The organism is Streptomyces hundungensis (assembly GCF_003627815.1).
In the GTDB taxonomy this organism is placed as follows: Bacteria; Actinomycetota; Actinomycetes; order Streptomycetales; family Streptomycetaceae; genus Streptomyces; species Streptomyces hundungensis_A.
The window spans coordinates 1,880,245-1,903,088 of record NZ_CP032698.1; the positions used below are offsets into that span (position 1 = coordinate 1,880,245).

The 22,844-nt window shown below is 70.3% G+C and carries 22 protein-coding genes; 9 read left to right on the forward strand and 13 right to left on the reverse strand.

Annotated elements, in window-relative coordinates; all coding sequences use genetic code 11:
• Positions 1 to 80: 80 nt before the first annotated feature.
• Positions 81 to 398: a DUF5955 family protein gene (locus DWB77_RS08425; protein WP_120720657.1), complete on the reverse strand. Its 318-nt coding sequence runs from the start codon at positions 396 to 398 to the stop codon at positions 81 to 83.
• Between the two features lie 154 nt (positions 399 to 552).
• On the opposite strand from DWB77_RS08425, the gene DWB77_RS08430 reads away from it, so the two are divergent.
• Together DWB77_RS08430 and aceB are read left to right on the forward strand one after the other, a co-directional pair.
• Entirely contained in the window at positions 553 to 1,179 is a 627-nt protein-coding gene (locus tag DWB77_RS08430; RefSeq protein WP_120720658.1) for a nucleotidyltransferase family protein, read from the forward strand.
• Between the two features lie 264 nt (positions 1,180 to 1,443).
• A complete protein-coding gene (aceB, locus tag DWB77_RS08435; RefSeq protein ID WP_120720659.1) occupies positions 1,444 to 3,063 on the forward strand; it encodes a malate synthase A in 1,620 nt (539 codons plus the stop codon).
• 57 nt (positions 3,064 to 3,120) lie between these two features.
• Here the strand turns inward: aceB and DWB77_RS08440 are convergent, their stop codons facing one another.
• Positions 3,121 to 4,749: a YfcC family protein gene (locus tag DWB77_RS08440; protein ID WP_120720660.1), complete on the reverse strand. Its 1,629-nt coding sequence runs from the start codon at positions 4,747 to 4,749 to the stop codon at positions 3,121 to 3,123.
• Positions 4,750 to 5,160: 411 nt separating this feature from the next.
• Here DWB77_RS08440 and DWB77_RS08445 point away from each other — a divergent pair, with 411 nt between their 5' ends.
• The gene (locus tag DWB77_RS08445) at positions 5,161 to 6,363 is read left to right on the forward strand and encodes an FAD-dependent monooxygenase (RefSeq protein ID WP_120720661.1); all 1,203 of its coding nucleotides are present in this window, start codon (positions 5,161 to 5,163) and stop codon (positions 6,361 to 6,363) included.
• A 30-nt stretch (positions 6,364 to 6,393) separates the two neighbouring features.
• Here DWB77_RS08445 and DWB77_RS08450 read toward each other — a convergent pair whose 3' ends face one another.
• A complete protein-coding gene (locus DWB77_RS08450; RefSeq protein WP_246033833.1) occupies positions 6,394 to 7,368 on the reverse strand; it encodes a fibronectin type III domain-containing protein in 975 nt (324 codons plus the stop codon).
• Between the two features lie 235 nt (positions 7,369 to 7,603).
• On the opposite strand from DWB77_RS08450, the gene DWB77_RS08455 reads away from it, so the two are divergent.
• On the forward strand, positions 7,604 to 8,209 hold the full coding sequence (locus tag DWB77_RS08455) for a TIGR03086 family metal-binding protein (RefSeq protein ID WP_120720663.1): 606 nt from the start codon (positions 7,604 to 7,606) through the stop codon (positions 8,207 to 8,209).
• Position 8,210: 1 nt separating this feature from the next.
• Here DWB77_RS08455 and DWB77_RS08460 read toward each other — a convergent pair whose 3' ends face one another.
• Entirely contained in the window at positions 8,211 to 9,050 is an 840-nt protein-coding gene (locus DWB77_RS08460) for a pentapeptide repeat-containing protein (protein ID WP_120720664.1), read from the reverse strand.
• Positions 9,051 to 9,111: 61 nt separating this feature from the next.
• Positions 9,112 to 9,747: a TMEM175 family protein gene (locus DWB77_RS08465; RefSeq protein ID WP_246033461.1), complete on the reverse strand. Its 636-nt coding sequence runs from the start codon at positions 9,745 to 9,747 to the stop codon at positions 9,112 to 9,114.
• A 239-nt stretch (positions 9,748 to 9,986) separates the two neighbouring features.
• On the opposite strand from DWB77_RS08465, the gene DWB77_RS08470 reads away from it, so the two are divergent.
• Positions 9,987 to 10,853, forward strand: a complete 867-nt coding sequence (locus DWB77_RS08470) for a chitosanase (protein ID WP_120720666.1) — start codon at positions 9,987 to 9,989, stop codon at positions 10,851 to 10,853.
• Between the two features lie 177 nt (positions 10,854 to 11,030).
• Positions 11,031 to 11,501, forward strand: coding sequence for an excalibur calcium-binding domain-containing protein (locus DWB77_RS38795; protein ID WP_246033462.1), 471 nt, complete (start codon positions 11,031 to 11,033; stop codon positions 11,499 to 11,501).
• Between the two features lie 96 nt (positions 11,502 to 11,597).
• Here DWB77_RS38795 and DWB77_RS08485 read toward each other — a convergent pair whose 3' ends face one another.
• The 8 genes from DWB77_RS08485 to DWB77_RS08520 form a co-directional block, all read right to left on the reverse strand.
• The gene (locus tag DWB77_RS08485; protein ID WP_246033463.1) at positions 11,598 to 13,007 is read right to left on the reverse strand and encodes a nucleobase:cation symporter-2 family protein; all 1,410 of its coding nucleotides are present in this window, start codon (positions 13,005 to 13,007) and stop codon (positions 11,598 to 11,600) included.
• 359 nt (positions 13,008 to 13,366) lie between these two features.
• A complete protein-coding gene (locus tag DWB77_RS08490) occupies positions 13,367 to 14,758 on the reverse strand; it encodes an 8-oxoguanine deaminase (protein ID WP_120720669.1) in 1,392 nt (463 codons plus the stop codon).
• A gap of 48 nt (positions 14,759 to 14,806) precedes the next feature.
• Positions 14,807 to 16,207, reverse strand: coding sequence for a nucleobase:cation symporter-2 family protein (locus DWB77_RS08495; RefSeq protein WP_120720670.1), 1,401 nt, complete (start codon positions 16,205 to 16,207; stop codon positions 14,807 to 14,809).
• A gap of 68 nt (positions 16,208 to 16,275) precedes the next feature.
• Positions 16,276 to 17,199: a factor-independent urate hydroxylase gene (gene pucL, locus DWB77_RS08500; RefSeq protein ID WP_120720671.1), complete on the reverse strand. Its 924-nt coding sequence runs from the start codon at positions 17,197 to 17,199 to the stop codon at positions 16,276 to 16,278.
• Between the two features lie 5 nt (positions 17,200 to 17,204).
• Positions 17,205 to 17,594 (reverse strand): hydroxyisourate hydrolase, encoded by a 390-nt coding sequence (gene uraH / locus DWB77_RS08505; protein WP_120720672.1) that lies wholly within the window; start codon positions 17,592 to 17,594, stop codon positions 17,205 to 17,207.
• Entirely contained in the window at positions 17,594 to 18,106 is a 513-nt protein-coding gene (uraD, locus tag DWB77_RS08510; RefSeq protein WP_162952477.1) for a 2-oxo-4-hydroxy-4-carboxy-5-ureidoimidazoline decarboxylase, read from the reverse strand. The genes uraH and uraD overlap by 1 nt, the downstream gene beginning before the upstream one ends.
• A gap of 168 nt (positions 18,107 to 18,274) precedes the next feature.
• A complete protein-coding gene (locus DWB77_RS08515; protein WP_120720674.1) occupies positions 18,275 to 18,652 on the reverse strand; it encodes a helix-turn-helix domain-containing protein in 378 nt (125 codons plus the stop codon).
• Complete coding sequence (locus tag DWB77_RS08520; protein ID WP_120720675.1) at positions 18,649 to 18,900, reverse strand: hypothetical protein; 252 nt, start codon at positions 18,898 to 18,900, stop codon at positions 18,649 to 18,651. The genes DWB77_RS08515 and DWB77_RS08520 overlap by 4 nt, the downstream gene beginning before the upstream one ends.
• Positions 18,901 to 19,024: 124 nt before the next feature.
• Between DWB77_RS08520 and DWB77_RS08525 the strand changes: the two genes are divergently transcribed.
• The 3 genes from DWB77_RS08525 (at position 19,025) to DWB77_RS08535 (ending at position 22,489) form a co-directional block, all read left to right on the forward strand.
• Entirely contained in the window at positions 19,025 to 19,879 is an 855-nt protein-coding gene (locus tag DWB77_RS08525; protein ID WP_120720676.1) for a TIM barrel protein, read from the forward strand.
• A gap of 50 nt (positions 19,880 to 19,929) precedes the next feature.
• The gene (locus tag DWB77_RS08530) at positions 19,930 to 20,820 is read left to right on the forward strand and encodes a 2-hydroxy-3-oxopropionate reductase (protein ID WP_120727529.1); all 891 of its coding nucleotides are present in this window, start codon (positions 19,930 to 19,932) and stop codon (positions 20,818 to 20,820) included.
• Between the two features lie 202 nt (positions 20,821 to 21,022).
• Positions 21,023 to 22,489, forward strand: a complete 1,467-nt coding sequence (locus DWB77_RS08535) for a catalase (RefSeq protein ID WP_120720677.1) — start codon at positions 21,023 to 21,025, stop codon at positions 22,487 to 22,489.
• The last annotated feature ends 355 nt before the right edge of the window (positions 22,490 to 22,844 follow it).

Genomic DNA, 22,844 nt, shown 5'->3' on the forward strand with positions numbered 1-22,844 from the left:
CGCCTCGCGGATCGAAGCCCGTGCGCAGCAACTCCCTTGCGAGTCAAGGCAGTTGGTCTCGAAAGCCGCCCGCCGTCGGATCAGTACCGCGCGGGCGGCTCGCCGAACAACTCGACCGCCTTCCGCACCTCCGTCACCGCGCCCGCCAGCGCGCTGACGGAGCCGATCGAGCCCGCGATCAGCAGCAGCGAGCGGCGCAGCCGCGGCACCTCGGGGATGCCGCTCAGCGCCATCGCGTCCAGGGCCGCCAGCTCGTCCTCGGCGACGGCCCGGTCGGGAAACTCCGCCGGATGACCGGCCAGCTCGCGGCGCAGCCGGGAGACGGCCGTCCGCAATTCGCTCACTCTGGGGTCCTCGCCACTGCCGGTCACGGCCCTCTGCTCCACGCCTCGCAACAAAAGTCCTCCCCCACAACACGTCCATGTGCAGGTGTTCACAACCCGCGCAGCGAAGGTCAACTGCCGGGATGCGCGGGTCAGTTAACGCCATCCGGTGTGTCGTGCGCCACTGCGTGGACGGAATTCGAACCGAGCGTTGGGTATATCTGGGGCCATGACGCAACCAACGACAGACGCGGCCCGGGTCACCGGGGTGCTGCTCGCGGCGGGCGGCGGGCGCCGGCTCGGCGGCCGCCCCAAGGCCCTCCTCGCGCACCGGGGCCGCCCGCTCGTCGAGAACGCGGTCCGGGTCCTGCGTGAGGGCGGCTGCGCCACGGTGTACGTGGTGCTGGGCGCGGCAGCCGAGGAGGTACGGGCCCGTGCGGACCTGGCGGGCTGCGTCCTGGTCGACAATCCGGAGTGGGAGCGGGGCATGGGCTCCTCGCTGCGGGCCGGCCTGGAGGCGCTGGCGGCGTCGGAGCCGGGGGTCCGCGGCGGAGCCCGGGCGGCGCTGGTCTCGCTCGTCGACCAGCCCGGCATCGGTGCCGAGGCGGTGGCCCGGGTGCTGGCCGCCCACCGTTCGGACGATTCCCTGGCAGCGGCCTCCTACGGAGGAAAGCGCGGCCATCCCGTGCTGTTCGGGGCGGGGCGCTGGGCGGACATCGCGGCGAGCGCGACGGGCGACCGGGGCGCCCGCGCCTATCTCACGGCCCACGAGGAGGAGATCGCGCTCGTCGAGTGCGGCGATGTGGCCGAGCCCTATGACATCGACACGGAGGCGGATCTCGGCCGTCTCCAGTAGATCTGGAGGAGACAGGAAGGCGTTGAGGGCGGTGGAAGACACGGAGTGAACGGGGTGGCACTCAGAGCCATGGTCCCTCGACCCGGAGAATCTCGACATCAACAAACCATTGAACTTCCACCATGAGGAAACTAGTATCCACTGTTCAGAAGCGCCCGTCAGATCAACCGGCGCCCACAGTCGTACCTCGGAGCCGTGGCACTGAGTGCCATGCATGGCGACCCGGCGGCCGTCAGGGCACCGCCCGCGAAGGAGTGACAGCTCATGTCCGCACCAGCGCCGTCCCCGCTGGCCATCGTCGATGCCGAGCCCCTGCCCCGGCAGGACGAGGTACTCACCGACGCGGCCCTCGCCTTCGTGGCCGAGCTGCACCGGAACTTCACGGCCCGCCGTGATGAGCTCCTCACCCGCCGCCAGGACCGCCGCGCCGAGATCGCCCGCACCTCCACGCTGGACTTCCGCCCCGAGACCGCGGAGATCCGCGCGGGCGACTGGAAGGTCGCGCCGGCTCCGGCCGCGCTGAACGACCGCCGCGTGGAGATCACCGGTCCGACCGACCGCAAGATGACCATCAACGCCCTGAACTCGGGCGCCAAGGTCTGGCTCGCCGACTTCGAGGACGCCTCCGCCCCCACCTGGGAGAACGTCGTCCTCGGCCAGCTCAACCTGATCGACGCCTATGAGCGTCGCATCGACTTCACCGACGCCACGTCGGGCAAGTCCTACGCCCTGAAGGACGCCGACCAGCTCGCGACCGTCGTCATGCGGCCGCGCGGCTGGCACCTGGAGGAGCGCCACCTCCAGTTCGACGGCCGCCCGGTGCCGGGCGCTCTCGTCGACTTCGGTCTCTACTTCTTCCACAACGCCCAGCGCCTGATCGACCTCGGCAAGGGCCCGTACTTCTACCTCCCCAAGACGGAGTCGTATCTGGAGGCCCGCCTCTGGAACGACATCTTCGTCTTCGCCCAGGACTATGTGGGCATCCCCCAGGGCACCGTCCGCGCCACCGTCCTGATCGAGACGATCACGGCGGCGTACGAGATGGAGGAGATCCTCTTCGAGCTGAAGGACCACGCGGCCGGGCTCAACGCGGGGCGCTGGGACTACCTCTTCTCCATCGTGAAGAACTTCCGTGACGGCGGGGAGAAGTTCGTCCTGCCGGACCGCAACGCGGTGACGATGACGGCCCCCTTCATGCGCGCCTACACCGAACTGCTCGTCCGCACCTGCCACAAGCGGGGTGCGCACGCCATCGGCGGCATGGCCGCGTTCATCCCCTCGCGCCGTGACGCCGAGGTGAACAAGGTCGCCTTCGAGAAGGTCAAGGCCGACAAGGACCGCGAGGCGGGCGACGGCTTCGACGGTTCGTGGGTGGCCCACCCCGACCTGGTCCCGATCGCGATGGCCTCCTTCGACGCGGTGCTCGGCGACAAGCCGAACCAGAAGGACCGGCTGCGCGAGGACGTCTCGGTGGCGCCCGGCGACCTGATCGCCATCGACTCCCTCGACGCCAAGCCCACCTACGCGGGCCTGGTCTCCGCTGTCCAGGTCGGCACCCGCTACATCGAGGCGTGGCTGCGCGGCCTCGGCGCGGTCGCCATCTTCAACCTCATGGAGGACGCGGCCACCGCCGAGATCTCGCGCTCGCAGATCTGGCAGTGGATCAACGCGGGTGTCGTCTTCGAGAACGGCGAGAAGGCGACGGCAGACCTCGCCCGCAAGGTCGCGGCCGACGAACTCGCCGCGATCCGTGCGGAGATCGGCGAGGAGGCCTTCGCGGCGGGCAAGTGGCAGCAGGCCCACGACCTGCTTCTGAAGGTCTCCCTCGACGCGGACTACGCCGACTTCCTGACGCTGCCCGCGTACGAGCAACTCGTCGGCTGATCCCCCGAGTTGACCCTCCGCCCCCGGTACCGCACAGCACCGGGGGCGGAGCCGTGCTCAGGTCAGGGCCGCCCCCACCGCCACGAACGCGCAGATCAGTACGGCCAGGATGGCGAGCAGCGGGGCGACGAAGCGGAGGTACTTGTTGTAGCCGACCTTCGCCAGGGCCACACCGCCGATGGTGACGGCAGTGGTCGGCACCCACAGGTTCATCCACCCGCTCGCCGCCTGCCAGGCGGTCACCACCACCGCGCGGGAGACGCCCGCGAAGTCGGCGAGGGGGGCCAGGATCGGCATCGCGAGGGTGGCGTGTCCCGAGGTCGAGGGGATCAGGAAGGCCAGCGGCAGGTTCACCACGAAGACGATCACGGCGAAGAGGGCGGACGGGGCGTCCTTCACAACGCCCTCGATGGAGTGCAGCACCGTGTCCGTGATCCCCGAGTTGTTCATGATCACCGTGACGCCCCGGGCGAGCACGATGACCAGCGCCGGGGAGATGAAGTCCGCCGCGCCCTGGATGATCGTCGAGCTCAGGGCGGCCTCGCCGAGCCGGGCCGCGACGCCCACGAGCACCGCCGCCACCAGGAACAGGGCCGCCAACTGCGGGAAGGACCAGCCCAGTTCCCAGCGGTACGGGGTGGCGTCGGCCCGGCCCGTCAGCGCGCTGGACCAGGGGACCACGGAGAAGATCATGAAGGCGAAGACGAGAGTGAGCAGGGTCAGGACCAGCTTGTGCGTACCGGTCAGCTCCGGGGGCCCGTCGTCGGCGCCGGCCGGCGCCGCCTCCCCGTCGCCCGGCAGGAAACCGGACAGGGATTTCGACGGGTCCCGCTGGACGCGCCGCCCGTAACGCACCACGTACAGGATCGACACCGCCGTCAGGACCAGCCACATCACGAAGCGCAGCACGATGCCGTCGCCCAGGGAGATGCCGGCGGCCGAGGAGGCGACGCCCGTCGCGAAGGGGTTGACCGTCGAGCACAGCACGCCGATGCCCGCGCCCACGATGATCGTGCCGGTCGCGACCAGGCGGTCGTAGCCGAGCGCCAGCATCAGCGGCACGATCAGACCGTAGAACCCCAGGGTCTCCTCGGCGAAGCCCTCCACCGTGCCGAGGACGGAGAAGACCGTCATCACGCCCGCGATCAGCAGCGCTCCGCGCTCGCGGAGGCGGTGGGCCAGGAGGCCGATCCCCCGGTCGAGCGCCCCCGTCGCGAACACCACCGTGATGAACGCGCCGATGGCGAGCACGAAGAGGAACACCCCGGCGCTGCCGTACAGTTCGCCGGCCAGCGAGGGCCCGACCCGGCCCGTCGTGGCGTCCTGGATGCCGTACAGGCCGTTCACCGGGGAGAGGAAGAGGTCGTTGAGGCGGTCCACGAAACTCTGGCCGCTGTCGACCCGGTGGTAAGTGCCCTGGCGGGGCGCCCCGTCCGCGGTGCGGTCATAGGCGCCGGAGGGGATGACGAACGCCAGGAGCCACACGGCCAGCGTGACGATCGCGAGGATCGTCAGCGCGCTCGGGAAGCGCGGGCCGGTGCCTCCACCCGGTGCCGGTTCGTCGGAGGGCGGCTCCGGCCGCTGCGGCGGCTCTGGCGGCTTTGGCGGCGGGAGGTGGGGCGGCCGGCTCCCACCCGCCCCCTCGGGGGCGCGCCCGTCCGGCTCCGGCGGGGAGGGCGTCGTCATGTGCCGCTCCCGGACGGCGCCGCGCGGACCCCGGGCCGAACTTTGGACCCTGACCCACTGCCGCCCGCCGTGCGGGTGAGCGCGACCCCGGACGGACGCGATGCCTCCGGATGGGCGACCCTGTCCCCGGCCCCCCTCTCGAACAGGCGCGTCGGGCGCGCCGCCGAGGGGGCGGGGGTCCGCCGTCGCGGGGCCGCGCGCGGCCCGTACGGCAGCGCGTCGACCGTCGAGGGCTGGTCCTGGTCCGCGTCCATGGGACTCAATGGACCATGCCCCGCACCCCCTCGCATCCCGTACCCGTCCGGGCCGCCCTCTGCGAGAATCCGGCGGGGGCGTTCGCCGGGCTAGGCCCGGCATTCCGTGTGACCAGGACAGTGGTTCCGTGTGACGAGGACAGTGGGGGCATCGGGGATGCGTGGAGGGCGAGTCGCCATCGTGGGCGGAAGCATCGCGGGATGTGCCTCGGCACTGGCCGCGCATCGCGGGGGCGCCGAGGAGATCACGGTGTTCGAGCGGGCGTCGGACCAGTTGGCCGACCGCGGGGTGGGGCTCGCGATGCACAACGACCGTTACGCCGAGCTGGAGGCGTGCGGGTACCTGGACCCGGCGATGCCGTGGCTCCAACTCACCAGGCGCAGTTGGTACGTTCGGGACGGAGCGGAGCCGCTGGGCCGGCTCGTAGGGACGCTGCCCTTCCCGTTCCGCACCTACAACTGGGGCCCGCTCTGGCGGGAACTGCGAGCCCGCGTACCGCGGTCGGTGGACTTCCGGTCCGGCGCGACCGTCGAACGCCTCGAACTCGACGGCTCTGAGGCTGAGTTGAGCCTCTCGGGCGGGCGGGCCGAGCGGTTCGACATCGTCGTGGGCGCCGACGGCTACCGCTCGACGGTCCGCGCGGCCGCCTGCCCCGAGGTGCGGCCCCAGTACGCCGGCTACCTCGCCTGGCGCGGCTCCTTCCCCGTCGAGCGGCTGCCCGACGCCGACCGCTGGCCGGTGGAGGACTGCGTGTACGCGGTCTTCCCCGGCGGGCACACGGTGATTTACCGCATCCCCGACGGCCGGGGCGGCCACCGCGTCAACTGGGTGCTCTACTCCGCCCCGCCCGCCGACCACGGACTCCCCCTCGACTCCCCCACCTCCCTCCCGCCCGGCACCCTCACCGACGCGCTGCGGGCCCGCGCCCTGGAGCTCGCCGACACCCAACTCCCGCCGTTTTGGGGCCAGTTGATGCACCTGACCGAGCCGAGCGAACTCTTCGTCCAGCCGATGTACGACTTCACCGCACCCCGGTACGCGTCCGGGCCCCTCGTGCTGACCGGGGACGCCGCCACGGTGGCCCGGCCGCACACGGGTGGAGGCGCGGTGAAGGCCCTCCAGGACGCCACCGCCCTGGAGTCCGCGCTGACCTCGGCCGCGAGCCGGTCCGAGGCACTGGCCGCCTACGACGCGGAGCGCTCACCGATCGGACGCGGCATGGTCGAGCTCGGCCGCGCCCTGGGGCTCGGCCTCGTCCAGCAGACCCCCGACTGGAGCGCGATGGACCAGAACGGCCTGGAGAAGCACTGGCAACAAGCCGACGGTTCCGGCACGTTCGGCGGCCGCCGGCTCTCCTAGAGCCGCCGAAGCGGTGGCGTTGCCGGGACCTCACGGGACGACCACGGTCGGCTGCGCCGAGAAGTCGCCCCACCTGCCGTCCGGCAGCCTCGCCCGGAGCTTCACGCTGTAGCGGGTGCCGGGCGGGTCGGTGACGGTGAAGGTGTACGAGGTGAGGCCTTCGGGCGACGGGACGCCGGGCACGATCGTCGTCGTCGGGGCGCCGTTGAGGAAGAGCTGGTAGGCCCCGATCGCACCACCCGTGTGCGGCGGCACCCAGCGCAGGGTGATGTCCGTGCCGCTCCCGGACGGCGCCCGGCCGACGCTGGTACGCAGCCGTGTGGGGGCGATGCTGGGAGGAGCGCCGGGCGCGGAGGCGGTGGTGATGTCCACCGCGTCGCTGTCGGGCGAGGCGTTGTCCGCCGCGTCCCGGGCGCGCACGGTGAAGGTGTAGACGGTGCCGGGCCGCAGCCCGGTCAGTCGCGCCGAGAGGGTGGCGCCGCCGACGCTGTGGATCCGGGTCCCCTCCTGGTAGACGTCGTACGCCGTCACACCCACGTCGTCGAGGGCGCGGCCCCAGCTCAGTTCGGCGGCGCCGGTGCCGTCCGCGCGGCCGGTGAGGTGCGCCGGCGCCGTCGGCGGGCGCTTGTCGTCGGGGGTCGCGGCCGGGGTGGTGACGGCGGCGGGGGCGCTGGGGGCCGAGAGGTTCCCGGCGGCGTCGCGGGCCCGCACGGTGAAGCGGTAGGAGGTCGAGGCGGTGAGCCCACCGACGTCGATCATGCTCAGGTCGGCCGGGACCCGCTTGGCCGTGGTCCCGTCGCGCAGGATCTCGTAGCCGGTGACCGCCCTGTCGTCGGTGGAGGGCCGCCACATGACGTGCACGGAGGTCGCGCTGCTCGCCTGCGCGGTGACGGCGCCGGGGACCGACGGGCTCCGCCGGTCCCGGTCCTCGCCTCCCCCACAGCCGGTCAGGAGCAGCGGCAGGACGAGGGAGGCAGCGAGTGGGGCGGCGGCCCTGGCGGCGATGCGGGCGAGGACTCCCCCGGATCGACGGCCGGATCGGCGGCTGGTTACACGGCTGGTTCGACGGTGGCGCAGCACGGTCCACCCCCGGTCTTCAGGGCGCGGGGCGCTAAGTCGCCCGCCGCCCGCCACGGAAAAGGTCCAGACCTGTATGCCACGCCTGACACGGACACGGCAAGAGCCCGGACCGAAGGGGCGACACGCGATGAGTTTCCGCCCCCCGCGCGGTCTCCCCTCCATGAGCAGCGAAACGAACGCCCACACCCCTCCCGACCTCGGCCCCGCGGCGGCCGAGCTGACCCGGTTGCTCGACGGGGTGCGCGACGACCAGTTGGGCGCGTCGACGCCCTGCCCCGCGTACGCGCTCCGGGAGCTCCTGTCCCACATCCTCGGCTTCGGCATCGCCCTTCAGCATGCCGCCCGCAAAGAGACCGGACCGGCCACCCAGGCCGCGCCGGGCACCGTGCCACCGCCCGAACTGCCCGCCGAATGGCGGGAGTTGATCCCGGAAAACCTCGCCGTCATGGCCGCCGCCTGGCGGGATCCGGCGGCCTGGGAGGGCGAGACGCAGGCGGGCGGACTCACCCTGCCCGGGGCGGTCGCCGGGCGGGTGGCCCTGGACGAGCTGGTGGTCCACGGCTGGGACGTGGCCCGGTCCACCGGTCAGGACTACCGCCCGGCCCCGGTCGACCTGGAGATCTGCTACGCCTTCCTCGCCCCGTCGAAGGACGACCCGGCCACCCGCGGCCACGCCTTCGGCCTCGCGGTCGACGTACCGGACGGGGCGCCGATGCTGGACCGGCTCATCGGGATGAGCGGCCGGGATCCGGGGTGGCGGGCCTGACTCACCAGTGCGCGGGGCGCACCAGGGACGGCGGGAGCTTGGTCGTGGCGTCGCCCTTGGCCGCGTTCAGCTGGGCCTGGGTGAGGAAGAAGGCCTCGGTGAGATCGGCCCCGGACAGCCGGGCGTCACGGAAGTCGGCGCCGATCAGATCGGCGCGGCGCAGGTCCGCGCCGCTCAGGTCGGCGGCGATCAGAAAGGCACCCCGCAGGTTCGCGCCGCGCAGATCGGCGCCCTTGAGCCGCGCGCCCATGAGGTCGGCGCCCCTGCGATCCTTCTTCTTGCCCTTGAACTCGGCCCTGACCAGCTCGCTCGCCCTCAGGAGCAGCTTGTTGACCTTGTCGCGGTGGCGCGGCACGTCCAGCCCGACCAGCGCATCGGGGGCGAGCGCCGTGAAGGCCTCGGTCTCCGCGAGGGCCGCGCGCAGCTCCTTGTGCACGGGCCGCGCCTTCGCCAGCGTGAGCGCCTCGGTGACGTACCAGAGCAGCTCGTGGAGCTGGCGCATCACCGGGAACACCTCGAACATCGAGGCCGCCGTCTCCGGCGCCGTACGCCAGTCGCGGCCCTCGAAGGTCTCCTGGGAGACCTTCTGGCCGGCGCCGAAGCAGTCGTACACCGTGCAGCCCTGGAAGCCGCGCCCGCGCAGCTCCCGGTGGATTCCGCAGCGGAAGTCCTGCTGGAGGTTGGGGCAGGGCTTCCCGGCGGGCTTGTCGATCGCGAAGTCGGCGGACGCCGCGTAGGCGAGGGCGACACAGCACAGTCCGAAGCAGTTGCCGCAGTCGGAGGCGAGGGCGAGGCGGGTGGCGCCCGGGGGCGGGGCGGCTGCCTCGTGGTTCTCGGACAAGCGGGGGTGCTCCTTCTGATGCGCTGATGACCTGCGGCGCCGACGACGACAGCCGTCCAGTCTAGTCGCCCAATTCCACGCTCCTGGCTATCGGGACCTTCAGCTGGTTGAAGCCGTAGTACACGGCGAGCAGACCGTGCACGGCGAGGGTCAGCGGGGCGGAGACGAAGGCGAGGGCGACCGTCGCCGGGTAGACGAGGGAGCCGATCGCGAAGCGGGCGCGGGTGGCGCGGGCTGCCGTGTTGTCCACCCGGCTGTCGAAGAGGTGCCCGGTGCGGGTCAAGTGCCACCACAGCGCCTGGTAGTTGAGGGCCATCACGACCATGAGGCCGCTGTAGACGACGGCCGCGACGTGCGAGGCGCCGGGTTCACGCAGGTATTCCGCCATCAGCGCGGCCGGCCAGGGGATCGCGACCACGGTCATCAGGAGCAGCAGGTTGAGGAACATCAGGGTGCGGTCGACGCGGGCCACATAGCTGAACAGGGTGTGGTGGTTGACCCACATGATCCCGATCACCAGGAAGCTCACCACATAGGCCGCGTAGGAGGGCCACATGTGGCCGAGCTCCCGCCACAGATGGTCGCCCGCGTGCGGCGGGACCTTGATCTCCAGGATGAGAAGGGTGATCGCGATGGCGAAGACGCCATCGCTGAACGCCTCCACACGGCTGGACTCGGAACGGCTGGATTCAGTCACCCGGGCAATGAACCCCACAACTGCCCCTCGCGCAACGGGAATTACTCCGCGACGGCAGCAGGCCCGCCGGGCGCCGCGTGACCTGGCGCTATGGCCCGGACCGGCCGGCCCACCGCGTCGATCCGCGCCCCCGGCTTCTCAACTTCCCTCTGCCGCAGGGGTGTACGGCCGCTTCCCGACAATGGTAGGAAACTTTCCTAACAGAACACCGGAGCGACGAACTCCTTCTGGAGGTTCAGGTGCACACCCCCCACCGCAAGACCACCGCACGTCGTACCAAGATCGCCGTCCGCGCCCTGCTCGGCACCGCTCTGCTCGCGGTCCCGGTCACGGCCTACGCCGCCGAGAACCCGGCCGGTGCGGCACAGGACAATGCGTCCGTGATCAATGCCGCCGCGACCGGGCTCGACGACCCGGCGAAGAAGGACATAGCCATGCAGCTCGTCTCCAGCGCGGAGAACTCCTCGCTCGACTGGAAGGCGCAGTACAAGTACATCGAGGACATCAAGGACGGGCGCGGATACACCGCCGGCATCATCGGCTTCTGTTCGGGCACCGGCGACATGCTCGACCTGGTGAAGCTCTACACCGCCCGCAAGCCCGGCAACGTCCTCGCGAAGTACCTGCCGGCCCTGGAGAAGGTCGACGGGAGCGACTCGCACAAGGGGCTCGACCCGAACTTCACCAAGGACTGGAAGACCGCGGCCTCCGACTCGGCCTTCAAGCAGGCCCAGAACGACGAGCGGGACCGCGTCTACTTCAACCCCGCCGTCAAGCAGGGCAAGTCCGACGGGATCGGCACGCTCGGGCAGTTCATGTACTACGACGCCATCGTGATGCACGGTGACGGAGGCGACCCGACGAGCTTCAGCTCCATCCGCAAGCGCGCCCTCGCCAAGGCCAAGCCCCCGTCGCAGGGCGGCAACGAGACGACGTACCTCAACGCCTTCCTCGACGCCCGGGTCTGGGCGATGAAGCAGGAGGAGGCGCACAGCGACACCAGCCGCGTCGACACCGAGCAGCGCGTCTTCCTGAAGAAGGGCAACCTCGACCTGGACACCCCGCTCGACTGGAAGGTGTACGGCGACCCGTACCACATCGGCTGACAGCCCCACAGGGACGGGCGGGTACGGCGCGAGGGCTGCCGCACCCGCCCGTTCCGCTCCCTACGGCCCGGCCACGCGCGTGAGTTGACCCATTTCGCCTTACGGAACCCTTGCGGCCCGTATTCTCTCCTTCACCAGATCATCACAAGTACCCCGATCGTCCGAGAGAGCCGCCGCATGCGCATATCCAGCCCAGTTGTCCGCACTCTGCTCGTCTCCGGCATGCTCGGTGCGCTCGCCTTCACCACGACCGGTTGCCAGGACGACACGGCCAAGCCCGCCAAGTCGGCCAAGCCGTCGGCGACCGCCACGCCCTCGCCCTCGGCCTCCTCGTCGCCGTCGTCCTCGCCGTCACCGTCGGCCAGCCCCACGCCGAGCGCGTCCCCCACGCCGACCGCGACGCACAGCGCGACCCCGGCCGCGCCGCGCCCCGTCGCCTCCAAGCCCCCGGTCGTCAGGACGCCGCCGAAGCCGAAGGGGCCGAGCCTGCCGCCCCCGATGGACGGCGGCGGGAACAACGGCGGGGGCAGTGTCTACTACAAGAACTGCACCGCCGCCCGCGCCGCCGGGGTCACCCCGCTGCACCGCGGCGACCCGGGGTACGACTCCCACCTGGACCGGGACGGCGACGGCGTCGCCTGCGAGTGACGGGTCCCGGCATCCGCCGGGCAACGCCGAGGGCCGCGCCCCCCTACGGAGTCGCGGCCCTCGTGCGTCAACGGTCGCCGCTGGACGGCGAGTTGGTCAGTGCAGGGCCACCGCCGGTTCGGCCGCGGCCAGGGCCTCGGTCTCCGTCTCGGGCCGCTGCTTGCCGAAGTGGTTGAAGGCCAGGTTGAGGACGATGGCCACCACACAGCCGGTGGAGATCCCGGAGTCGAGGACGACCAGCATCTTGTCGGGGAAGGCGTGGTAGAAGTCCGGCTTGGCGATCGGTATCAGGCCGATGCCCACCGACGCGGCCACGATCAGCGCGTTCTCGCCCCGCTCCAGGGCCGCGGTGGACAGGGTCTGGATGCCGCTCGCGGCGACCGAGCCGAACAGCACGATGCCCGCGCCGCCCAGCACCGGCAGCGGTACGAGGGAGATCACCGAGGCCGCGACCGGACACAGGCCGAGCACGACCAGGATGAGACCGCCGGCCGCGACGACGAACCGGCTGCGCACCTTGGTCATCGCGACGAGGCCGATGTTCTGGGCGAAGGCGCTGGCCATGAAGCCGTTGAAGAGGGTGCTGAGCACGGATCCGAGGGTGTCGGCGCGCAGTCCGGCGGCGATCGTCTGCTGATCGGCCGGGCGCTCGACGATCTTCCCGAGGGCCAGCATGTCGGCGGTGGACTCCGTCATGCAGACCAGCATCACGATGCACATCGAGACGATGGCGGCGACGTCGAACTGCGGGGCGCCGAAGTGGAACGGCGTCGGGAAGCCGATGACGTCCGCGTTCTTGATGGCGTCCAGGCTGGTCTTGCCCATCGGGATCGCGATGACCGAGCCGGCCACCAGACCGAGCAGGATCGCGATCTGCTGCATGAAGCCGCGCAGGAGTTTGCGCAGCACCAGCACGATGAGCAGGGTGATTCCGGCGAGCGCCAGGTTGGAGAGCGAACCGTAGTCGGCGGCCTTCGCGTTGCCGCCCGAGGACCAGTTGAAGGCCACCGGGAGCAGCGAGACGCCTATCAGGGTGATCACGGTGCCCGTGACGACCGGTGGGAAGAAGCGGACCAGCTTCCCGAAGTAGGGGGCGGCCACGAAGCCGAGCAGTCCGGCGACGATGATCCCGCCCAGGATGACGGGGATGGCGTCGGCGCCGTGCTCCTTGCCGATGGCGATCATCGGAGTGACCCCGGCGAACGAGACCCCGTTCACGAAGGGCAACTTGGCGCCGATCCGCCAGATCCCGAGGGTCTGGAGAAGGGTGGCGAGGCCCGCGGTGAACAGGCTCGCGGCGACCAGGAAGGCCGTCTCTTTGGTGCCGAGCCCCACAGCGGGGCCGACGATCATGGGCGGGGCCACCACACCCGCGTACATCGCGGCCACATGCTGAAGGCCACTGGTGAACATTTTCAGCGGGGGGAGCGTCTCGTCGACCGGGTGCTTCTCGCCGGTCTGGGCGGGGTTGACTGCGAAGTTGCGAAACCTGGGCTGTGCGGCCACGGCGGTTCCTCCGGTCGGTTACACGTCGGCGGTGGACGCGGGTGTCATGGAGGTGGTGCGGTGTGGTGCGTTGAGCAGCTGGAACAGGTGGTGCGGGGCAGTACGAACAGCGCGACCGGCCGACGGTGCGGGCCGGCGCCGCGGGGTGCCGCGGGGTGACGCGGGGTGCCGCAAGGGCGGTGCGGTTGACGCGGCTCGTGTCAACGCGCTTTGCATGAGCGGTAGTTGGGACGGCATTCACTGTTCCGGGGGGTGCGTACGTCCTTGTAGTACGCACCCCCCGGCCCAGCTGCCGTGGACCCCGCTCGGGTCCACGGCGACCGGCCGAGGGCCGTCCCCCTCGGCCGGACTCCTTGGGGTCAGGCCTGCGCGGCGATCCGGGCGAGGCGCTGGGCCTCTTCACGGGTCGCCACCGCGATGGCGTCCTCGTCGACCGTGGTGAGACGGTTGTTCTCGACGATCTGCCTGCCGTTCACGAACGAGGCGGTGACCGGGGCCGCCGCGCCGAAGACCAGCGCGGTGACCGGGTCGGCGATGGAGGCGTGGGCGAGGGTGTCCAGCTTCCACAGCACGAAGTCGGCGAGCTTGCCCGCTTCGAGGGAGCCGATCTGGTCGGCGCGGCCGAGCACCTGGGCGCCGCCGTAGGTGCCGAGGCGCAGCGCCTGGCGGGCGTTGAGGGCGGCCTCGCGGTGCTGGGCGTTGAGGCGGTTGATGAGGAGCGCGTTGCGCAGCTCGGTGTGCAGCTCGCCCGACTCGTTGGAGGCGGTGCCGTCGACACCGAGGCCGACCGGGACGCCCGCCTTCAGCATGTCGGGGACGCGGGCGATGCCCGCGGCGAGCCGCGCGTTGGAGGACGGGCAGTGGGCGACACCGGTGCCGGTGCGGGCGAACGCGGCGATGTCGGAGTCGTTCATGTGGACGCAGTGCGCCATCCACACGTCGTTGCCGAGCCACCCGGTCGACTCGAAGTAGTCGGTGGGGCCCATGCCGAACAGCTCCTTGCAGAACTGCTCCTCCTCCACGGTCTCCGAGCCGTGGGTGTGCAGCCGTACGCCCTTGGCGCGGGCCAACTCGGCGCCCTGCTTCATGAGTTCGGTGGAGACCGAGAACGGCGAGCAGGGTGCGACGGCGACCTGGACCATCGAGTCGAAGGAGGCGTCGTGGAAGCGGTCGACGGTCTCGGCGGTCGCGGAGAGCGCGCCGTCGAGGGTCTCGACGGCGAAGTCCGGCGGCAGTCCGCCGTCCTTCTCGCTACGGTCCATGGAGCCGCGGGCCAGCGTGAAGCGCACGCCCATCTCGGAGGCCGCGCCGATGATCGCGCCGGACAGGTCGCCCGAGTTCCGGGGGTAGACGTAGTGGTGGTCCATGGCGGTGGTGACGCCGCCGCGGGCCATCATCGCGAGCGAACCCTGGGCGGCGACGCGGCCCATCCGCTCGTCGATGCGCGCCCACGTCGGGTACAGGGCGACCAGCCAGTTGAAGAGGTTGTGGTCGGTGGCCAGACCGCGCGTGATCCACTGGTAGAAGTGGTGGTGCGTGTTGACCAGGCCGGGGGTGACCAGGTGGCCCGTGCCGTCGATGCGGCGGACCACGTTGTCCAGGCCCTTCGGGGCCGCGCCGGCTCCGATCGACTCGATCTTGTTGTCGGCGACGACGAGGTATCCGGAGGCGTACTCGGTGTCGTTCGCGTCCACGGTGGCGATCGCACAGTTCTCGATGACGATGCGCTGGGGGGCTGCCGAAGGTGCCATGGTGCTTCCTTCTTCGATCAGTGGCGGCTGTTTGGGCACGGCAGGACCCTACGAGGATTTGAGTACCGGGGCGGTGACGCTGCTCCGGGTGCCGAGATGGTGGAAGAAAAGGTTGAGCAGAACCGCGGTGAGCGCTCCCGCGCTGATGCCGGACCCGAGCACGGTCTGTGCCCAGGCGGGGAAACCGGCGTAGAAGGTGGGCGCGGCGAGCGGGATGATGCCCGCCCCGAGCGCCACGGCCACCAGGATGATGTTGGAGCTGTCGTCGAGCCCGGCCTCGGAGAGGGTGCGGATGCCGCTCACCGCGATCGAGCCGAACAGGACGATTCCGGCGCCGCCGAGGACGGGCATCGGGACCAGCGAGACGACCGCGCCGAGCACCGGGAAGGCGCCGAGGACGAGCAGGGCGCCGCCCGCGACGGCGACAACGTACCTGCTGCGTACGCGAGTCAGCGAGACGACGCCCACGTTCTGCGCGAAGGCGCTGGTGGGGAAGCCGCCGAAGACGGGTCCGAGCAGGGTGGCGATGCCGTCGGTGCGCAAGCCGCGGGCGATGGTGCGCCCGTCCGTGCGGCGCTCGCAGATCTCGCCGATGGCCAGCATGCCGGCGCTCGACTCGGTCATCAGGACCATCATCACGATGCACAGCGACAGGATGGCCGCGGGGTGGAACTCGGGCGCGCCGAAGGAGAAGGGTGTCGGCAGAGCTGCCAGCGGCGCGGACCTCATGGCGGAGAAGTCCGCCAGGTGGAACGGAATCGCGGCGAGCGTGCCGACCAACAGGCCGAGCAGCAGGGCGACTTGGCGCAGGAAGCCGCGGCCGAAGCGCTGGCAGAGCAGGATCACGACGAGCGTGAAGGCGGCGAGCGCGAGGTTCTTCATGGCCCCGAAGTCGGCGGCGCTCCGGTCGCCGCCCTGGGCCCAGGACACGGGGACGGGCATCAGCGTGACGCCGATGAGCGTGATCACGACACCGGTCACCAGCGGCGGGAAGAAGCGCAGCAGCCGTCCGAAGAAGGGTCCGACCAGGAGGCAGAAGACTCCGGCGACCATCACCGCGCCGTAGATCGCGGGGAGTTGGTGGCCCTTGGCGCTGGTTTCGGCGATCGCGAGCATGGGCGCGATGCCGGCCGAGGAGGCGGCGTTGACGAACGGGAGCCGGTTTCCGGCGAAGTTCGCGACGCCCAGGGTCTGAAGGACGGTGGCGAGCCCGGCGATGAGCAGGCTGGCCGCGATCAGCCGGGTCTGTCCCGCGGTGTCCAGGCCGACGGCCTGGCCGATGATGAGCGGAGGGGTGACGACGCCCGCGTACATGGCGGCGATGTGCTGGAGCGCGGCGGGGACGAGCCGCGAGGCGGGAAGCTTTTCGTCCACCGGGTGCACGGCACCTTCAGGTGGGGTGGGACATGGGCCGTCGGTGGGTGCCGGCCCCAATGCGGGCTGTGCCATGGGAGTGCCTCCGGTCTGACCCGGCCCCCGCCCGACTGCGGGCGGGCGGGGGCGGGCTCAGTGCCGCGTCAGAGGTTGGTCATGTCGACCGGGATCTGCGGCTCGACGCCGTCGCGCAGGACGGTCGCCTCGATCAGACCGTACGGACGGTCGGCCGCGAAGTAGACCTCGTTGTCGTTCTTGAGCCCGAACGGCTCGAGGTCCACCAGGAAGTGGTGCTTGTTCGGCAGCGAGAAGCGAACCTCGTCGATCTCGGACCGGTTGTTGATGATGCGCGAACCCATTTGGTAGAGGGTCTGCTGGAGCGAGAGCGAGTACGTCTCGGCGAAGGCCTGGAGCATGTGCTTGCGCACCTGCTCGTAGGACTTCTCCCAGTTCGGCGCCTTCTGCTCGTCGTCGGTCCAGTTGAACCGCCAGCGCGCGGAGACCTGCGTGGCCAGGATGCGGTCGTAGGCTTCCTGGAGCGTCGTGTACTTGTCCTTGACGTACCCCCAGAACTCGGAGTTCGTCGAGTTCATCACGACCAGGTCCTTGAGGCCGGAGACGACCTCCCACTTCTCACCGTCGTAGGTGATCTGGGTGACCCGGGTCTCCTGGCCCTTGCGGACGAAGGAGTGCTTGACGTCGTCGGAGCCGATGAACTTCGAGTTGGCCTCGGAGGTCTCGATGCGCTCCCACGAGTACTCCTCGATGCGGATCCGCGCGATCTTGATCGGCTCCTGCGAGGTCACGAAGTGCCGCGCGAGGTGGATGCCGAACTGCTCGGCCGACTCGATGCCGTACTCCTTGGCGAACGCGTACACCGTGTTCTTGGTGGTGTCGGTCGGGAGCACATTGGCGTTCGAGCCCGAGTAGTGCACGTCCTCCATGTCGCCGGAGAGGGCGACCGAGACGTTCAGGTCCTTGATGTGGTGCGTGTCGCCGTCCCGCGTGATCTTGACGACGCGGTTCTCTGCTTTGCCGTACTGGTTCTGGCCGAGAATCGTGGGCATGTCTGCTAGCTCCCTCGGTAAACGGAGTAGCCGAACGGGTTGAGCAGCAGCGGTACGTGGTAGTGCTCGCCCGGGGTGACGGCGAAAGTGATCGCCACCTCCGGGAAGAACGCACCGCTGTCCCTTACGCGGGGGGCGTCCTGCTGCGCCTCGGCTTGCTTCTTGGAGAAGTACGTCTCGACCTCGAAGTCGAGTCGTACATGGGTGGTGCCTTCCGGCAGCGCCGGCAGGTCCTTGCAGCGCCCGTCCGCGTCGGTCGCGGAGCCGCCGAGCGCGGTCCACTCGGCGCCGGAGCCCGAGCGGGCCGCGAGCGAGATGGCGACGCCCTCGGCGGGGCGTCCGACGCTGGTGTCCAGGATGTGCGTGGACACCGAAGCGGTGGTGGCGGTGCTCATCAGTCCTTGTCCTCTTCTACGAGACGGGTCAGCCGGATTCGGTTGATCTTCCCGAGTTCGGTGCGCACGATCTCGCGCTCCTCCTCGGAGGTGTTGCCGATCCGGGTCTTCACCGCGTCACGCATCTGCTCGCCGGTGGCACCGGTGGCGCAGATCAGGAAGACGTGGCCGAACTTCTCCTGGTAGGCCAGGTTCAGTTCGAGCAGCTCGGCCTTGAGGGCCTCGGAGGCCCCGGCCATGCCGCGCTGTTCACGTGCGGAGGTGGGGTCACCGGGCTTCGGCCGGCCGATCGGCGGGTGCCCGGCCATCGCCTCTTGAAGGTCCTTCACGTCCAGCTCGGCCAGAGCGGCGTCGCTTGCGGCGAAGAGGTCCTCTGCGGTGGCGTACGGGCGCTGGGCGAGCAGCTTGCTCCCCCACGCCGAACTGGCGCACACCTCGTGGAGCACGGCGAGCGCCGCACTGTCCGTGGAGGTGTTGAACCGGGCGAGGCCCGGTGTCGAAGTCGAAGTCACGGCGGCCTCCGTGGCCTTGGTGCTGAACGGGCTGCGGATAGCTAACGCCCTGAGAAACATCCCGTCAACACTTTGTTGAAAACTTGGGGTTACAAAAACCGCCGCCCGGTGTCCGGACGGCGGTTCGTTGCGTCGAGGGGTGCCCGAGCGGGTACCGAGCGTGCTCGTTCAGTCGCCCTTTGCGGCGTTTTCCCTGTTCAGGTAGTTGTACACGGTGAACCGGCTGACCCCGAGGGCCGAGGCCACCGTCTCCACGCCGTGCCGCACGGAGAAGGCCCCGCGGGCTTCCAGGGTCCGTACGGCCGACTGCTTGGCCTTGCGGTCCAGGGCCGCGAGCGGCATCCCGTGGCGGCGCTCCATGGCGGCCAGGATGTGATCGAGCGAGTCGGACAGCTGCGGCAGGCGCACGGCCACCACGTCCTCGCCCTCCCAGGCGAGCACCACGTCGTCGGGGTCGGCGTGCCCCGGCGGGAGTATCTCGGCGCCCATGGCGTCGACCAGCGGCTTGACCGCCTGGATGAGGGGGTGCTCCGTGGGCTCGGTCACTTCTCGCCCTCTCCGATCACATTGACCTGGAGCGAGACGCGGGTGGCGCCGGCCGCCAGGGCGCGGCGCAGCAGCGCGTCGACCGCGGTCAGCACCTCGTCCGCGCCGCCTTCCGCGGTGTTGCCGAAGGGGCCGACGTCGACCGCGTCGAGCCGGGCCGCCTGGATCACGTCGCGGGCGACCACGGCATGCGGGGGCGCCTCGTCGAGATCGAAGGGCTCGGTCGTGAACTCCACTCTCAATCGCACCCGCTCAACCTACTGCGAGGTGGGCGAAATCCGGGAGGCCCCCTTGACAAGCTCGCAGGTCCCACTGCAACCTTCCATCAAGCAGAAAACAACTTCCGCAATACGGAAGGAGCGCACACCCCTCATGGCCCCTCTTTTCTCGAATAAGCGCGGCTCGAACCAGCGCTTCGATGTAAACCTTTCGATCCTCTTCACGGAACTCCCGCTCCTGGAGCGCCCCGCGGCCGCCGCCGCGGCAGGCTTCACGGCGGTCGAGCTGTGGTGGCCCTGGATCGAGACCCCCACCCCCGAGCAGGCCGAGCTCGACGCCCTCAAGAAGGCGCTCGACGACGCCGGCACCCAGCTGGTGGGCCTCAACTTCTACGCCGGCGCCCTGCCGGGCCCCGACCGCGGCGCGCTGTCGATTCCCGGCGAGGAGTCGGACCGCTTCCGCGCCAACATCGAGGTGGCGGCCGACTTCGCCGCCTCGGTGGGCTGCAAGGCGCTCAACGCGCTGTACGGCAACCGCGTCGAGGGCGCCGACCCGCAGGTGCAGGACACCCTCGCCCTGGAGAACCTCGTCCTGGCGGCCCGCGCGGCCGACCGGGTCGGCGCGATCCTCCTGGTGGAGACCCTGAACAAGCCGGAGTCGCCGCTCTACCCGCTGGTGAGCGCCCCCGCCGCCATCGAGGTCATCGACAAGGTGAACACCGCGACGGGCCTGGGCAACGCCAAGTTCCTCCTCGACATCTACCACCTGTCGATGAACGGCGAGAACGTCTCCGAGGTCATCGAGGCGTACGCCGACAAGACCGGCCATGTGCAGATCGCCGACAACCCGGGCCGTGGCGCGCCGGGCACCGGCTCGCTGCCGCTGGAGGAGCTGCTCGACCAGCTGACCAAGGCCGGTTACGACGGCTGGGTGGGCCTGGAGTACAAGGCCCCCGACGCCGCCGCCTCCTTCGCGTGGCTCCCCGCCGAGGCCCGCGCGGCCGGCTGACCGCGCACCCGAACTTCTTGACGTACCACCGCAGTCAGAGAGGCACCCTCATGAGCAACCTCCCCAAGATCGCATGGGTCGGCCTCGGCATCATGGGCTCCCCCATGTCCGAGAACCTGATCAAGGCCGGCTACTCGGTCACCGGCTTCACCCTGGAGCAGGACAAGCTGGACCGCCTCGCGGCGGCCGGTGGCACCGCGGCCGGCTCGATCGCCGAGGCGGTCAAGGACGCCGACGTGATCATCACGATGGTTCCGGCCTCCCCCCAGGTGGAAGCCATCGCGTACGGTGAGGCCGGCATCCTGGCCAACGCCAGGCAGGGCGCGCTGATCGTCGACATGTCGTCGATCACCCCGCAGACCTCGGTCGACCTCGCCAAGAACGCCGCAGAGAAGGGCCTCCGCGTCCTGGACGCCCCCGTCTCCGGCGGCGAGGCCGGCGCCATCGAGGCCGTCCTGTCGATCATGGTGGGTGGCGAGCAGGCCGACTTCGACGAGGCGCTGCCGATCCTGGAAGCCCTCGGCAAGACCATCGTCCTGTGCGGCCCGCACGGCTCCGGCCAGACGGTGAAGGCCGCCAACCAGCTCATCGTCGCGGTCAACATCCAGGCGTGCGCCGAGGCCGTGGTCTTCCTGGAGAAGTCCGGCGTGAACCTCACCGCCGCCCTGGACGTCCTCAACGGCGGTCTGGCCGGCTCGACCGTGCTGACCCGCAAGAAGGACAACTTCCTGAACCGGGACTTCAAGCCGGGCTTCCGGATCGACCTGCACCACAAGGACATGGGCATCGTCACCGACGCCGCCCGCAACGTGGGCGCGGCCCTTCCGGTCGGCGCGGTCGTCGCCCAGCTCGTCGCCTCGCTGCGCGCCCAGGGCGACGGCGGCCTGGACCACTCCGCCCTGCTGCGCGCCGTCGAGCGCCTCTCCGGCTCGCAGGTCTGACCCACCGGCAACACCCCGCGGGTCCTCCAGATTTCCGGGCGGCGGCGGCGCTGACACCTGTCCTGTCGCGCCCAGGCGCCGCCGCCGCCCGGAAGCTCACCCTTCTTTTTCAACAAACTGTTGACGTTCCCTTCCAGGCGTCCCTACGCTCACGGAACCGCGGAACACAGTCAGCGGTGCAGCTCCAGTACGGAAGGTCACGATGTCGAAGCGCGTGCTTACGACCGAGTCCGGCGCCCCCGTCGCCGACAACCAGAACTCCGCCACCGCCGGCGTCGGTGGCCCCATCCTGCTTCAGGACCAGCACCTCCTGGAGAAGCTCGCGCGCTTCAACCGTGAGCGCATCCCGGAGCGTGTGGTGCACGCCCGCGGCTCCGGCGCGTACGGCTACTTCGAGGTGACCGACGACGTCACCGGCTTCACGAAGGCCAACTTCCTCGGCGAGGTGGGCAAGCGCACGGAGACGTTCATCCGCTTCTCCACCGTCGCCGACTCGCTCGGCGGCGCGGACGCGGTCCGCGACCCGCGCGGCTTCGCGCTGAAGTTCTACACCGAAGAGGGCAACTACGACCTCGTCGGCAACAACACCCCGGTCTTCTTCATCAAGGACCCGATCAAGTTCCCCGACTTCATCCACTCCCAGAAGCGCGACCCCTTCACGGGCAAGCAGGAGCCGGACAACGTCTGGGACTTCTGGGCGCACGCCCCCGAGGCCACCCACCAGATCACCTGGCTCATGGGCGACCGCGGCATCCCCGCCTCGTACCGTCACATGAACGGCTACGGCTCGCACACCTACCAGTGGACGAACGCCAAGGGCGAGGCATTCTTCGTCAAGTACCACTTCAAGACGAACCAGGGCATCCGCAGCCTCTCCTCCGAGCAGGCCGCGGAGACGGTCGGCAAGGACGCCAACAGCCACCAGACGGACCTGCTCCAGGCCATCGAGCGCGGCGTCAACCCGTCCTGGACGCTGTACGTGCAGATCATGCCCGCCGCCGAGGCCGCGGACTACCGCTTCAACCCGTTCGACCTCACCAAGGTGTGGCCGCACGCGGACTACCCGCTCCAGCGCGTGGGCCGGCTTGTCCTCGACCGCAACCCGGACAACGTCTTCGCCGAGGTCGAGCAGGCCGCCTTCTCCCCGAACAACTTCGTTCCGGGCATCGGCCCCTCGCCCGACAAGATGCTCCAGGGCCGCCTGTTCGCCTACGCCGACGCGCACCGCTACCGCCTGGGCGTCAACCACACCCAGCTGCCGGTCAACGCGCCCAAGGCCGTTCCTGGGGGGAGTGCCGACAACTACGGCCGTGACGGCCTGATGGCGACCCGCAACGGCCGCCGCGGCGACAAGAACTACGAGCCCAACTCGTACTCGGGCCCGGCGCAGACGGACGCGGCCCTGTCCGCCCCGCTGGCCATCCACGGCTACACGGGCACCCACGCCGCCCCGGCCCATGTGAAGGACGACGACTTCTTCCAGGCGGGCGAGCTCTACCGTCTGATGTCGGACGACGAGAAGGCCCGTCTCATCGCGAACATCGCCGGCGGCCTCTCGCAGGTCTCCCGCGACGACGTCATCGAGAAGAACCTGGCCCACTTCCACGCCGCGGACGCCGAGTACGGCAAGCGCGTCGAGGAGGCCGTCCGCGCCCTGCGCGAGGACTAGTCGCCGGTTATCAACTCACAGACCGTGCGAGGGATTTGACGGGAGGTCAAATCCTTTGCACAGTCCGATCCGCCGACCCGGATGAGGGGTGGTCGGCGGATATGGACAACCTGAGGATCGCGGCGGTACGGCGATGCCAGTGCGGTGGTGAAGGCGTGAGCGGCCCCCTTCCTGACCTGAGGGAAGGGATCGACGCCCACGCCAATCGCCGCCGCCGCGATCCCAGAACCTCCCCCCTGAACTCCGCCCGGCGGCGCGAACGTCCTGTCGCGCCAGCCTCGTTCCGTCGGGCGGTCACAACTCCGCGACCAGGGCGCTCCGTTCGGTTTACGGTCCCGAACGGAGTGCCCGAGCA